Source organism: uncultured Rhodococcus sp., from assembly GCF_963525155.1.
GTDB lineage: Bacteria > Actinomycetota > Actinomycetes > Mycobacteriales > Mycobacteriaceae > Rhodococcus_F > Rhodococcus_F qingshengii.
In genome coordinates, this window is sequence record NZ_CAURKP010000057.1 from 1 (window position 1) to 12,674 (window position 12,674).

The 12,674-nt window shown below is 64.9% G+C and carries 11 protein-coding genes and 1 pseudogene; 9 read left to right on the forward strand and 3 right to left on the reverse strand.

Going from position 1 to position 12,674, the window contains the following annotated elements:
* From RWT78_RS13900 to RWT78_RS13925, 6 genes and pseudogenes are all read left to right on the forward strand, one after another.
* Positions 1–273, forward strand: a pseudogene (locus RWT78_RS13900) (1-acyl-sn-glycerol-3-phosphate acyltransferase); the annotation flags it as partial.
* 52 nt (positions 274–325) lie between these two features.
* Positions 326–1,555, forward strand: a complete 1,230-nt coding sequence (locus tag RWT78_RS13905; RefSeq protein ID WP_073512980.1) for a cysteine desulfurase family protein — start codon at positions 326–328, stop codon at positions 1,553–1,555.
* The gene (gene mnmA / locus RWT78_RS13910; RefSeq protein WP_003944736.1) at positions 1,555–2,667 is read left to right on the forward strand and encodes a tRNA 2-thiouridine(34) synthase MnmA; all 1,113 of its coding nucleotides are present in this window, start codon (positions 1,555–1,557) and stop codon (positions 2,665–2,667) included. Before RWT78_RS13905 ends, mnmA begins: the two co-directional genes overlap by 1 nt.
* Positions 2,664–3,686 carry a methionine synthase gene (locus tag RWT78_RS13915; protein ID WP_042447454.1) on the forward strand — a complete coding sequence of 341 codons (1,023 nt, stop codon included), beginning with the start codon at positions 2,664–2,666 and terminating at the stop codon, positions 3,684–3,686. Before mnmA ends, RWT78_RS13915 begins: the two co-directional genes overlap by 4 nt.
* 81 nt (positions 3,687–3,767) lie before the next feature.
* Entirely contained in the window at positions 3,768–5,849 is a 2,082-nt protein-coding gene (gene ligA / locus RWT78_RS13920) for an NAD-dependent DNA ligase LigA (RefSeq protein ID WP_007729389.1), read from the forward strand.
* A gap of 47 nt (positions 5,850–5,896) precedes the next feature.
* Positions 5,897–6,385 (forward strand): GNAT family N-acetyltransferase, encoded by a 489-nt coding sequence (locus RWT78_RS13925; RefSeq protein WP_003944764.1) that lies wholly within the window; start codon positions 5,897–5,899, stop codon positions 6,383–6,385.
* Positions 6,386–6,398: 13 nt separating this feature from the next.
* On the opposite strand, the gene RWT78_RS13930 is transcribed toward RWT78_RS13925, so the two are convergent.
* Positions 6,399–7,049, reverse strand: a complete 651-nt coding sequence (locus RWT78_RS13930; protein WP_003944719.1) for an amino acid-binding protein — start codon at positions 7,047–7,049, stop codon at positions 6,399–6,401.
* 280 nt (positions 7,050–7,329) lie between these two features.
* Here RWT78_RS13930 and gatC point away from each other — a divergent pair, with 280 nt between their 5' ends.
* A complete protein-coding gene (gene gatC / locus RWT78_RS13935; protein ID WP_003944747.1) occupies positions 7,330–7,629 on the forward strand; it encodes an Asp-tRNA(Asn)/Glu-tRNA(Gln) amidotransferase subunit GatC in 300 nt (99 codons plus the stop codon).
* Positions 7,626–9,104, forward strand: a complete 1,479-nt coding sequence (gatA, locus tag RWT78_RS13940; protein ID WP_007729384.1) for an Asp-tRNA(Asn)/Glu-tRNA(Gln) amidotransferase subunit GatA — start codon at positions 7,626–7,628, stop codon at positions 9,102–9,104. The genes gatC and gatA overlap by 4 nt, the downstream gene beginning before the upstream one ends.
* Positions 9,105–9,160: 56 nt before the next feature.
* Here the strand turns inward: gatA and RWT78_RS13945 are convergent, their stop codons facing one another.
* Positions 9,161–10,561, reverse strand: coding sequence for an alpha/beta-hydrolase family protein (locus tag RWT78_RS13945; RefSeq protein WP_314676271.1), 1,401 nt, complete (start codon positions 10,559–10,561; stop codon positions 9,161–9,163).
* Complete coding sequence (locus tag RWT78_RS13950; protein ID WP_204855695.1) at positions 10,558–11,232, reverse strand: hypothetical protein; 675 nt, start codon at positions 11,230–11,232, stop codon at positions 10,558–10,560. Before RWT78_RS13950 ends, RWT78_RS13945 begins: the two co-directional genes overlap by 4 nt.
* Before the next feature lie 164 nt (positions 11,233–11,396).
* Between RWT78_RS13950 and RWT78_RS13955 the strand changes: the two genes are divergently transcribed.
* A complete protein-coding gene (locus RWT78_RS13955) occupies positions 11,397–12,671 on the forward strand; it encodes a sensor histidine kinase (RefSeq protein WP_003944734.1) in 1,275 nt (424 codons plus the stop codon).
* Positions 12,672–12,674 lie beyond the last annotated feature (3 nt).

Consider the following 12,674-nt stretch of genomic DNA (forward strand, 5'->3'; position numbering starts at 1 on the left):
TCCCTGTGCACCGGACCCTGCTTTGTCGGCACCGAAACGATCGGTCAGTCCATCCGTCGGATCCTGCGTCAGAAGAACGTCGAGGTGAAGGTCAGGCTGGCTCCGCTCGAGGAGGCAGGGGAGTGTCGAGCCGATCTCGCGCAGCGATGCGAGAGAGCCGTACGCGGCGTCGACATCATCGATCTGGCAGCTCACGACATCTTCGACCCCGCACCGGAACTCGTGACACAAGCCGTGGGACAAATCGATCCTTCCCCGGCGATGAGCGCTTAGCCTGCTGAGCGAGGCTGGTCGAACTCTCGTGCTGGGCTATCCTTGTCAAGCCATGACTCTGCCTGCACACAGTGCCCACGCCGGATTTCCGGTGTACCTCGATCATGCCGCCACGACTCCGATGTCGGCAGCCGCTATCGAGGCGATGACCGATACCTTCAAAACCGTGGGCAACGCGTCCTCGCTGCACGGCTCCGGCCGTGCGGCCCGGCGCCGCGTCGAGGAATCGCGCGAATCGATCGCCGCCAGCCTGGGTGCGCGGCCGTCGGAGGTCATCTTCACCTCCGGAGGCACCGAGAGCGACAATCTCGCGGTCAAGGGCATCTACTGGGCTCGCCGTGACGCAGACCCGCGACGCACTCGCATCCTGGCCAGCTCCGTCGAGCATCATGCTGTGCTCGACGCCGTCGAGTGGCTCGAGCAGCACGAGGGCGCGCGCGTGACGTGGTTGCCGGTCGACGAGAACGGTGTCGTCGACCCGCAGACCTTGCGTGACGAGCTTTCCGTCCACGCCGACGAGGTAGCACTCGTGACGGTGATGTGGGCCAACAACGAGGTCGGCTCGATCATGCCGATCGTGGAGTTGGCGGAGATTTCGGCTGAGTTCGAGATTCCGATGCACAGCGACGCGGTTCAGGCAGTTGCACAATTGCCGGTCGATTTTGCGGCGAGCAAATTGGCCGCGCTGAGCATCGCGGCGCACAAGTTCGGTGGTCCGCACGGCGTCGGCGCGCTTCTGCTCGGACGCCAGGTTCCCTGTGTGCCGCTCCTTCACGGCGGCGGACACGAACGTGATCTGCGTTCGGGGACGCCGGACACCGCGGGAGTTGTCGGGATGGCTGCGGCGCTGCGCGCGAACGTCGCGAACTTCGATTCGAGCACAAGGGAATTGGCGAAGCTGCGTGACCGTTTGATCGACGGGGTCCTGGAGATTCTTCCCGAGTCGGTGCTCAACGGCCCGACCGGATCCGATCGGCTTCCCGGTAACGCGCACTTCACCTTCCCCGGCTGCGAGGGCGATTCGTTGCTGATGCTGCTCGACGCCGCCGGTATCGAATGTTCCACCGGTTCGGCCTGCACCGCCGGTGTGGCCAGAGCCAGCCATGTCTTGATCGCGATGGGCGTCGAATCGCCCGTCGCGCGTGGCTCACTGAGATTTTCGCTCGGACATACGTCGAGTGTCACCGATGTGGACGCGCTGATCGCTGCGCTTCCACAAGTAGTAGAGCGCGCTCGGGCCGCCGGTCTTGCCGGTGCCGGTTCGCGTGGAGGGGATCGCTGATGCGAGTACTCGCAGCCATGAGCGGAGGTGTCGACTCCGCTGTTGCCGCCGCCCGCGCTGTTGCCGCCGGACATGACGTCGTCGGCGTTCATCTTGCGCTGTCCACGGCGCCGGGTGCATTGCGGACGGGTTCGCGTGGATGCTGCTCGAAGGAAGATGCCGGAGACGCCAGGCGCGCCGCCGACGTTCTCGGAATACCCTTCTACGTCTGGGATTTCGCCGATCGCTTCAAGGAAGACGTGATCGACGACTTCGTGGCGTCGTACGCAGCGGGTGAGACCCCCAATCCGTGCCTGCGCTGCAACGAGAAGATCAAGTTCACCGCACTCGCCGACCGTGCAGTCGCTCTCGGCTTCGACGCCGTGGCGACCGGTCATTACGCGCGCCTCGAAGACGGCGTCCTACGCCGGGCGGTCGACGCGGACAAGGACCAGTCGTATGTCCTCGGTGTGCTGACGGCTGATCAGCTTTCGCGAGCGATGTTCCCGATCGGTGACACACCGAAAGAACAGATCCGCGAGGAAGCCGCCGAGCGCGGTCTGGCTGTGGCGAACAAGCCTGACAGCCATGACATCTGCTTCATCCCGACCGGCGATACCCGAGCATTCCTGGGTGCGCGCATCGGCGTTCGTCCGGGAAGCGTCGTCGACGCCGATTCGGGTGAGGTCCTCGCTGCACACGACGGCGTACACGGCTTCACGATCGGACAGCGCAAGGGCCTCGGCGTCGAAGGTCCCGCAGGTGACGGCCGTCCGCGGTACGTGACCGCGATCGAGCCCGAAACCGGAACGGTCCGAGTGGGTTCGGCCAAGAATCTCGACGTCTGGGCCATCTCGGCGCAGCGTGCGATCTGGACCTCGGGCCAGGCGCCTGAGGGCCCCGTCGAGTGCATGGTGCAGGTCCGTGCGCACGGCGGACTGGCGCAGGCCGTTGCGGAGGCCGTCGATGACGGTACTTCGGGCGGCGGCATCTCCATTTCGTTGCGCGAACCACTGACCGGCGTCGCGAAGGGCCAGGCCGTCGTGCTGTATCGCCCCGACAGCGAACTGGGCGACCAGGTTCTCGGCAGTGGCACCATCTCCGGCACCGAATCCGAGCCGAACACACTGTGACACAGCAGGTTTCCATCGGTGGCCTCGTCACCGGAATCGGATCCTGGCCGGGCACGGACGCCCGCGAAAGCGCCGCAACCATCCTTGGCGAACTGGGCGGTTTCCCACACCTGGTGGAGTTGCCGAGCCGCGGTCTCGGCGCTGACATGGTCGGCCGGGCGGGGGCAATTCTGGTCGACATCAACCTCGACGCCTCGACCCGTGCCTATCGAGTCGTGCCTCGGAGGGGCAATGTCGCGAAGCGAGCCGAGGACTTTCTGAATCAGGATCTCGACGCGCTCGAGGAAGCCTGGGAGTCGGCGCGCTTGGTCGGCGAAGACCACGTCGTCAAGCTCCAGGTCGCCGGCCCGCTGACACTCGGCGCCGAGATCGAAGTCGCAAACGGTTCGCGAGTTCTCGTCGACCGCGGTGCGCTCCGCGACGTCGCAGAATCACTCGGTGAGGGTCTCGCGCGTCATGCGGCCGAGGTCACTCGCCGCACCGGCGCCGCAGTGGTGATTCAGTTGGACGAGCCGCAGATCGCGGCAGTCCTGGCCGGTTCGCTGCCTGGGCGCACCAAGATGGAGAGCGTTCCGGCACTGCCGGAACCCGAGGCACTCGCCGTACTCGACTCGACGATCAGCGGTTGCGGACTGCCCACAATCGTCCACAGTTGCGGCACAGACATGCCGTGGGATCTACTGAGGCGAAGCCAGGCGTTCGGCGTGAGCTTCGACATGTCGCTCATCGGCTCACGCGATCTCGACGGTATCGGCCAGTTGTTCGACGCCGGCAAGGAATTGGCGCTCGGTCTGGTTCCGTCCGCCCCGCCGGAAAAGCCGGTGACGTGGAAAGAGTGTGCGATGCCCGCCGTCACACTGGTAGATCGTCTCGGCTTCTCTCGTGAACTCCTGCAGACCCAGGTCGCGGTCACTCCACGTTGCGGTCTTTCGGGTGCGAACCTCGACTGGGCTCGTGCCGCACTTCGGCTGTGTACAGACGTCGGCAAGGCATTGGTGGACGATCCGTCGGCGTTCTAGTGTGTGCGTTCCGATGTGGAGTCGTGTGGTGTGTCGGTGTGAACCGATAATCTTCTAGCTGTGACTGAAACCGCGGATGCAATGCAGCCAGCGCCCAACGAGGCGCGCGAGCAGTGGACGGAGCTGGCCGAAGAGGTACGCCAGCATCAGTTCCGCTACTACGTTCGTGATGCGCCCGTCATTTCGGACGGTGCATTCGACACATTGCTCGGGCAGCTCAATGCTCTCGAAGAGCAGTACCCGGATCTGCGAACTCCCGACTCTCCGACGCAACTCGTCGGTGGCGGATTCGCGACGGACTTCACGTCCGTCGACCACCTCGAGCGGATGCTCAGCCTCGACAACGTCTTCGACGAGTCGGAGCTCCGAGCATGGATCGCCAAGGTAGAGCAGGAAACCGGGCCGGAACTGCACTATCTCTGTGAAGTGAAAATCGATGGTGTCGCCCTCAATCTCGTCTACGAGAACGGCAAACTCGTTCGTGCCGCAACCCGCGGTGACGGTCGTACGGGCGAGCTGGTCACGCTCAACGCTCTGACGATCAACGACATCCCGGAGCGCCTTACCGCCACGGACGAGTACCCGATTCCGAGCCTGCTCGAGGTGCGAGGAGAGGTGTTCTTCCGCCTCGAGGACTTCGCAGCACTCAATGCCTCCCTGGTGGAGGAGGGTAAGGCGCCGTTCGCCAATCCGCGCAACTCCGCGGCGGGCTCCCTGCGTCAGAAGAATCCTGCCGTCACCGCGCGTCGCCGCCTCGGAATGATCTGCCACGGGTTCGGGCGCATGGAAGGTTTCGAGCCGGCCTCGCAGTACGACGCCTACGTGGCCCTCGCCGCCTGGGGTCTGCCGGTGTCCACGCACACCTCACGGGTGGTCGGCGCCGACGCCGTGGTCGAGAAGATGAAGTACTGGGGAGAACACCGCCACGACGTCGAGCACGAGATCGACGGGTTGGTGGTAAAGGTCGACGAGATGTCGTTACATCGACGTCTGGGCACCACGTCGCGCGCACCACGGTGGGCGATCGCGTACAAGTACCCGCCGGAAGAGGTCACGACCAAGCTCCTCGACATCCGGGTCAGTGTCGGACGTACGGGTCGTGTGACGCCGTTCGCGTACATGGAACCCGTCACGGTGGCGGGTTCCACTGTGTCCTTGGCCACGCTGCACAACGGCTCGGAGGTCAAGCGCAAGGGTGTGCTGATCGGCGACACCGTGGTGTTGCGCAAGGCCGGAGACGTCATCCCCGAGGTTCTCGGTCCCGTGGCAGACGTTCGTGACGGTACCGAGCGCGAGTTCGTCATGCCGACACATTGTCCCGAGTGCGGCACGTTGTTGGCACCCGCGAAAGAGGGCGACGTCGACGTGCGATGCCCCAATCAGCAGTACTGCCCGGCGCAGTTGCGCGAGCGCGTGTTCCACGTCTCGGGGCGCGGTGCATTCGACATCGAGGTGCTCGGTTACGAGGCCGCGACCGGGCTGTTGGAGGCGAAGGTCATCGGCGACGAGGGTGATCTCTTCTCACTCGACGCCGAGAAACTGATCGAAGTTCCGATCTTCCGCACCAATGCGGGATCCCTGTCCGCCAACGGAAAACGCTTGCTGGCCAACCTGGATTCAGCCAAGGACAAGCCGCTGTGGAGAGTGCTTGTGGCACTGTCGATTCGGCACGTCGGCCCCACTGCCGCGAGGGCGTTGGCCGGCGAATTCGGCTCGCTGCAACGCATTCGGGAAGCCTCGGTCGACGAGTTGGCTGCAGTCGACGGCGTCGGATCGACTATCGCCGCCGCCGTCGTGGAGTGGTTCTCCGTCGACTGGCACCAGCAGATCGTCGACAAGTGGGCGTCGGCCGGAGTACGCATGGAGGACGAACGCGACGATTCGATTCCGCGCAATCTCGAGGGCCTCTCGATCGTCGTCACCGGTTCGCTCGAGACCTACTCGCGTGATCAGGCGAAGGAAGCGATTCTGGTGCGCGGCGGCAAGGCGGCAGGGTCGGTCTCGAAGAAGACTGCGTTTGTCGTCGTCGGTGAAGCGCCCGGTTCCAAGCACGACAAGGCGGTCGAATTGGGTGTGCCGGTGCTCGACGAAGACGGCTTTCGGCGGTTGCTCGAAGATGGCCCGGATGCGGTCGCTCCCACCGATTTGGACGAACCAGAGTGACTTTGTCCGATTTCTGAGATTGGTGTGCTGGGTGCGATAGTGACGCCATGATCGAGATTCGTGAAGTTCTACCGGCTGAGTTCGAGACCGTCGGGGAGCTGACTGTGCAGTCGTACGTGGGTGGCGGATTTGTCGCCGGCGGTTCGCCGTACGCGGAGCGCCTGCGAGACACCGCAACTCGGGTGGAGCAGGGCCGGGTGCTGGTTGCGGTTCTCGGTGACGAAGTCGTGGGCTCGTTGACGATCGCAGAACCCGGCACGCCCTTCGCGGATGTTGCGCAGAAGGGCGAACTCGAGTTCCGCATGCTCGCAGTCTCGCCGCAAGCTCGGGGATCGGGCGCCGGAACCGCATTGGTTCGCGCAGTGATCGCCGAAGCCTACGACCGCGGCGATCACTCGGTGGTCATCTCGACGCAGCCCGAGATGGTCGATGCCCGTCGTATCTACGACCGCAACGGTTTCGTCCCCGATCCCGAGCGGGCGTGGGAGCCGATTCGCGGTATGGAACTGACCGTCATGGTTCGCGGCCTGGCCTGATCAGCCAGCCTGGTCAACCCAGTACCGTCGCCACGATTCCTGCGAGGTAGCCGAGGCGGGCTATCTCCGAAGGGCGGAATTCGGGCCCACCGGGACGACCGAGCATGAGGACTCGATTGCCGGAGCCGAGAGGTGCGGCAGCGAGGCTGGTGTTCATGTCGCGCCATACGTCCGGAACCCAGTCGGCCTCGCCGTCGAGGGCGGTGGGCTTGTCCAGTGGCATCCACGGAATGTCGGTGGCGTGGGTTTCCGGCGCGCCGGCGCTACCGACGACGCGGTACGCACCGTGCTTGCCGATGTCCGCGACGACGCACCAGCCGACTCGCAGTACACGCGGCGCGCCGTCGACGAGGACCTGTAGTCGATCGTTTCGGGCCGTCGCAACGGAATCTATGAGTTCGAGCTCGCGGTGAGTGTCGAGAATCCCGGCGTAGGGGCGGATCGAATCGACCAGCACGTCCGGTAGATGCTCGGCAGCGGTGATCAAGGTGTCGGGCAGCGCGCCCGGTTCGACGTCGACCACGAGGTCGTCGATGGCAAAACCGTCACCTCGTTCCACGACGTCGAGGGAGAGGATGTCTGCGCCCACGGATCCGAGAGCTACGGCGAGCGCGCCGAGGCTGCCGGGTCGATCGGGCAGTTGGACGCGAAGCAGGTACGACACGTGCGTGCCTTTCGCTGATCGGTTCTCGCCCGGATCACGTCGACCCGGGCCTGACTCATCTTTGCACTTGCCCAACCTGCGATGGTGGGCGCCGCGGCGGCGTCACGCCAGATGCACATGCTTGTCACACGAGCGAAACACACTGCGGGCTTTCGGCGTGGCGATCGACACAGTGAGCGTGCTCGTCGTTCGATACAGCGGGCGTGCTTACAGGTCTGTCGCGGCGAGCAACTAGGCTGGACCGGCAATGTTCACGTCCTCTTCCGAAAGGGGCCCCGCGGTGCCTGCCATCTCCCGTGACGAGGTCGCGCACCTCGCGCGGCTGTCCAGACTCGCCCTGTCCGATGCCGAACTCGACGAGTTCGCCGGTCAGTTGGATTCGATTCTCAACCACGTCAAGGTGGTCACCGAGGTTGCGGCCGACGACGTCCCGCCCATGGCGAATCCCAATGCCGTCACCAACGTGACGCGCCCCGACGTGATCGTGCCCGGGCTGACCCCCGAGCAGGCATTGTCCGGAGCACCCGCAGTCGAACAGGATCGCTTTGCGGTTCCGCAGATCCTTGGAGAGGGCGAATGACCGATCTGACCACGCTGGACGCCGCTGAGCTGGCCGGCAAGATCCACTCGCGTGAGGTGTCCTCCGTAGAGGTCACGCAGGCGCATCTCGACCGCATCGCTGCCGTCGACACCGAGTACCACGCCTTCCTGCACGTTGCCGGCGAACAGGCTCTCGAAGCCGCCGCAGCAGTGGACAACTCGCTCGCAGGCGGAAACGAACCCGCTTCGGCACTCGCCGGCGTTCCGATCGCGTTGAAGGACATCTTCACCACGACGGACATGCCGACCACCTGTGCGTCGAAAATTCTCGAAGGCTGGGTTGCACCGTACGACGCGACTCTGACGTCCAAGCTGCGCGCTGCCGGCATCCCGATCCTCGGCAAGACGAACCTCGACGAGTTCGCGATGGGCTCCTCGACGGAGAACTCCGCCTTCGGCCCGACGCGTAACCCGTGGGACGTCACCCGCATCCCCGGCGGTTCGGGCGGCGGTAGCGCAGCGGCGCTCGCGTCCCGTCAGGCCCCGCTCGCCATCGGCACTGACACCGGCGGTTCGATCCGTCAGCCCGCTGCGGTCACCGCGACGGTCGGAACCAAGCCGACGTACGGAACTGTCTCACGCTTCGGGCTCGTCGCGTGCGCCTCCTCGCTCGATCAGGGCGGTCCCTGTGGTCGCACCGTGCTCGACACCGCTCTGCTGCACGAGGTCATCGCCGGGCACGATCCGCGTGACTCCACGTCCATCGACGCCCCCGTGCGTCCGGTGGTCGCTGCGGCACGTGAAGGTGCAGCCGGCGACCTGCGCGGCGTCAAAGTCGGTGTGGTCAAGGAACTTCACTCCGACAGCTACCAGCCCGGCGTCATCGCTTCCTTCGACGCTGCCGTCGAGCAACTCAAGGCTTTGGGTGCCGAAGTTGTCGAGGTTTCGTGCCCGAGCTTCGAGCATGCGCTCGCGTCGTACTACCTGGTGCTGCCCAGCGAGGTCTCGTCCAACCTGGCTCGCTTCGACGCCATGCGCTACGGACTGCGTGTCGACGACGGCAACATGAGTGCCGACCAGGTCATGGCGGCAACCCGCGCCGCCGGTTTCGGTCCGGAGGTCAAGCGCCGCATCATGATCGGTACTTACGCACTGTCCTCGGGCTACTACGACGCCTACTACGGTTCGGCGCTCAAGGTCCGTACGCTCATCGCGCGCGATTTCGACAAGGCCTACGAGAAGGTGGACGTACTGGTCTCGCCGACCAGCCCGTTCACGCCGTGGAAGTTGGGGGAGAAGGTCGGCGATCCGTTGGCCATGTACCTCTCGGACCTGTGCACGTTGCCGACCAACCTGGCCGGACACTGCGCGATGTCGGTCCCATCGGGTCTGTCCGCGGACGACAACCTGCCGGTGGGATTGCAGATCATGGCGCCCGCCATGGCTGACGAGCGCCTCTACCGTGTCGGTGCGGCCTACGAAGCTGCACGCGGCCCGATCGCGACTGCAGTCTGACCTGTTTGCTGTGCGCCTTTATTAACCCCCCGCGGTTAATAAAGGCGCACAGCAGTTCAGGAGCAAGTCCTCAGGGCCGTCCCCTGATCGGTTCCGTAGCGATGGCCGTGACCGGCGGGGACACCGAGCGAACCGAGCATGTCGACCGTGGTCTGCAAGAACGTGACACCCGGGATCCACTGCGGGATCGGTGCATCTTGCACGGCACGGCTCAGATCCGGTTTCTGTGTCGCGAGGGCAGGCGACCACCACACCACCGGGTCGGAAGTGTTCGCGAGGACGGTTGCGCCGTCCGTTCGTGTCGCGCCGGCCGGGGGACCTGCCCACAACACGTCGCACGCGGTGGTGGGACTGCCCTCGGACAAAGCCTCGGTCAGTGCGGCGCTGCCGCCGACCGCGCCGAGGCTCTGTCCGTAGAGGAACAGGTCCGGTCGATCCTCGGCGGGCATAGCGGCAATGTGGCTGCCGACGGCGGTGAACAGAGCGGTTGCCGATTCTTCGGCGTCGTCGCGGCTGAACAGGAATGTCGCCCAACTGGGTGCGTCGGAGTATTGCTGCCCGACTATTGCGACGTCGCCGCCGAACCGTTGCTCGATACCGTCGACTGCATGCGTGTCGATCCACCCCGATCCGGTCGGAACGGCCACTACGACGCTGTTGCGGGTAAAGCCGCCGACGCGATCGAGTTCGCTCACCGCGAGAGCGGCACGTGATGCAGTGTCGGGTGCCGAATCCAAACCGGCGTAGACGCGCACCGAGTCTTCGCCTGCAGCAACGAACTTGCGTCCCTCCGCGCCCATCGAGGTCCACGAGATGAGCGATTCGGAGCTGCCTGTCGCGGAGGCCGAAAGTGGCTGTGTCAGAGCAGTGTCGATGTACGCGTTGGACTTGTCGAACGAATCGGCGAGGCCGTTCCACACGACGGGACCGACTACCAACTGCACCCCGAGAACACCCATGACCAGTGCGCCGACGCTCCGCGCGAAACCCATCCACCGCAGCGCCTTCGAAATTCCGATCCCGATGCCCCAGAGACCAAGTGCGGTCAGTGCTGCAATGCAACCCGCCTCCGCCCAGTGGAGAAGTCCGGCAGACGGTGCGCCCATCGCCGCTCGCAACGAGTTCTGCCAACCGGCGGCGGCGAACATCGCAACTGCGGTGCCGGCAGTCGACAACCCGAACGCGGTGATGCGCCAATGACGTTCGTCGAATCGGGCCTTGACCCGGTCGGGGACGAGCCGACGGGCTACCGCGGAGAACGCCCACATCGCCAGTAGTCCGGCCGCGACGAGCAGACCGCTGAACACCCCTTGTAGTACGGCTGATCGCGGCAGGAGTCCGGGAGCCAGCGAGATGGCGGACATCGCTGCCACGGCGACGCTCGTCGACACTCGGGGGAGTGCGAGCGCCCCGACTCGGGCGAGGACGGGGGTCCGTGACGCATTCAGAACGCTCATGCTGCAATCGCTTTCGGGGAGTAGGAGAACTCGTTCGACGGGTCGAGGCGCCGCGATCGCATCAGGGTGAATCCGAGGGCGGAGACTGCCAGGACGCCGGCCGTGCCGTAACCGAATCCCGATTCCGTGACCGGCGTCAGATAGCTTTGGCGCCAGGAATTTCCGTTCACCGCTGTGACAGCTACATCGGCCATCGCGAAGCAATACCCTCGTGAGAGAAAGGACGTGCGGTCTTCACACGCGGCATGCATTCGCTGGTCGAGCTGACCGTCGAGGACCTGACGTGCCCACGGCCCCAGTTCCGTTCCGTGCGAATGCGCGTAGCGGAGTAGGTCGTAGCCGAGATCGTGCGCTTTGCAGGCCGAGTCGAATTCGTCGGGAAGTGGGACCGGCGACGAGCAGTCGCCGTGGGGATTGGCGAGGTATCCGTCGACGACGGCGGGGGTGTAACCGGCGAATGCCGCAAAGTCCGCCGGGATGGTGGTCGCAGCGTCAGCGGCATCCGCAGTAGTCACGGTGGCGATCGCCCTGGATGCGTTCGAATTCTCGGTGCGCGGCGACTGGGCTCCGCTCGCTCCGGCAGTGACAGTGATCGCTGCCGTTGCAGCCAGCGCCAGGGCAGCCCAGGTGCCGGCGCTTCGAGAGAGGTCTTTCACCCGTGTGATCCGCATGCCGTTCACGCTATGAACGGACAATCCTGACGGTCATCGCTCTGTGGAGGGGTTCTCCGACGCCCGTTCGGGTGAGAATTCCCTCCCCTGTGATACCTCGGAGGTAGGGGGATCTCACTCTGCAGTATGAGGACTTTCGGGGTTCGCCTTCATAGGCTTGACGAGTGATCAAGGTCCGTAGGAAGAACAAGGGTGCACCGGATGTGCCCGCGCCGACATACGCCACCGCCGGGTCGATGCTGTCCGGCCTCGACGGGGCGGTCGTTCATTCGGAGAAAGTGCGCCGGGCAACCAGTTTCGTGGCCCGCGGTCAGTTCTGGAACATCGTCATCGTAGCGATCACTCTGATCCTCTATTCGATTGCCTGGCCGACACTGCAACTGACGCATCATGTTTCGCCGCCGATCATGCCCTTCGTCGCCGCGTTGGCTGCATTTCCGTTCGTCCTGATCCGGATCAACGCTCCGTTGGGGTGGGCGGTGTCGGCGGTCTCGGCGTTGATCATCCCGTTGGTGTTCGACAACACTCCCGGTTACGACTACCCGTGGCAGGTCGTCCACATCATCGTGCTGATGTCGTTGCTGGCCGCAGTGAGTCTGCGGGCGCCCATTCAGGTTGTCGGTGTCGCCTGGATCGCCACGGTGCTGCTCTTCCTCGGCAACGCCCCGGGAAGCGACGGCGCCGGTTGGGCTGTCGGGCTGAGTGCCCTGGTCGTCTTCTGCCTGTTGATCCGCTGGTTGGTCCTCTCGCGCCGCCAGTTGGCCAAGCAGGAGGAAGTCAGTGAACTCGAACGCACTCGACGCACGATCCTCGAGGAGAAGGCGCGGATCGCCCGCGACTTGCACGACATCGTGGCCCACCACATGTCGATGGTGGTCGTGCAAGCTCAGAGTGCGCCGTACAGACTCGATGCAGTCACTCCGGAGATCCGAACCGAATTCGAATCGATAAGTGAGACAGGGCGAGCAGCGCTCAACGAGATCCGCGGCCTACTCGGAGTCCTGCGCAGCGACGGGGACACCGTGGTGACGGCTCCACAACCGGGCGTCGACCAGTTGGACGAACTGTTGCTCGGCAGTACCCGTGCCGGTTTGCCGGTATCGTGGCGAGTCGACGGTGATCGAGCGTCGGTCTCGGAATCCACGGGCCTTGCGCTCTACCGGATCATTCAGGAGTCGATCACCAACGCGGCCAGGCATTCGCCAGGCGGACCCATCGAGGTCGCCGTGGCCTTCGGTCCGCAATCGGTGAGCGCGCTCGTGAACAACGGACCTTCGCCATTGGGTGGCAATCAGCACTCGGCGTCGGAAACCACTGGTGGCAACGGAATCCGCGGAATGCGCGAGCGGGCTTCGGCGGTGGGCGGCATGCTGCTGGCAAACCGGCGACAGGACGGAGGGTTCGAGGTCCGGGCCGAGTTGCCGTCGATGCCCGCCTAGGCT

Coding starts and splice junctions, on each gene's coding strand:
- gatA (WP_007729384.1), top strand. CDS start 7,626: ATGACCGATCTGACCACGCTGGACGCCGCTGAGCTGGCCGGCAAGATC.
- RWT78_RS13905 (WP_073512980.1), top strand. CDS start 326: ATGACTCTGCCTGCACACAGTGCCCACGCCGGATTTCCGGTGTACCTC.
- ligA (WP_007729389.1), top strand. CDS start 3,768: ATGCAGCCAGCGCCCAACGAGGCGCGCGAGCAGTGGACGGAGCTGGCC.
- RWT78_RS13950 (WP_204855695.1), bottom strand. CDS start 11,232: ATGCGGATCACACGGGTGAAAGACCTCTCTCGAAGCGCCGGCACCTGG.
- mnmA (WP_003944736.1), top strand. CDS start 1,555: ATGCGAGTACTCGCAGCCATGAGCGGAGGTGTCGACTCCGCTGTTGCC.
- RWT78_RS13925 (WP_003944764.1), top strand. CDS start 5,897: ATGATCGAGATTCGTGAAGTTCTACCGGCTGAGTTCGAGACCGTCGGG.
- RWT78_RS13945 (WP_314676271.1), bottom strand. CDS start 10,561: ATGAGCGTTCTGAATGCGTCACGGACCCCCGTCCTCGCCCGAGTCGGG.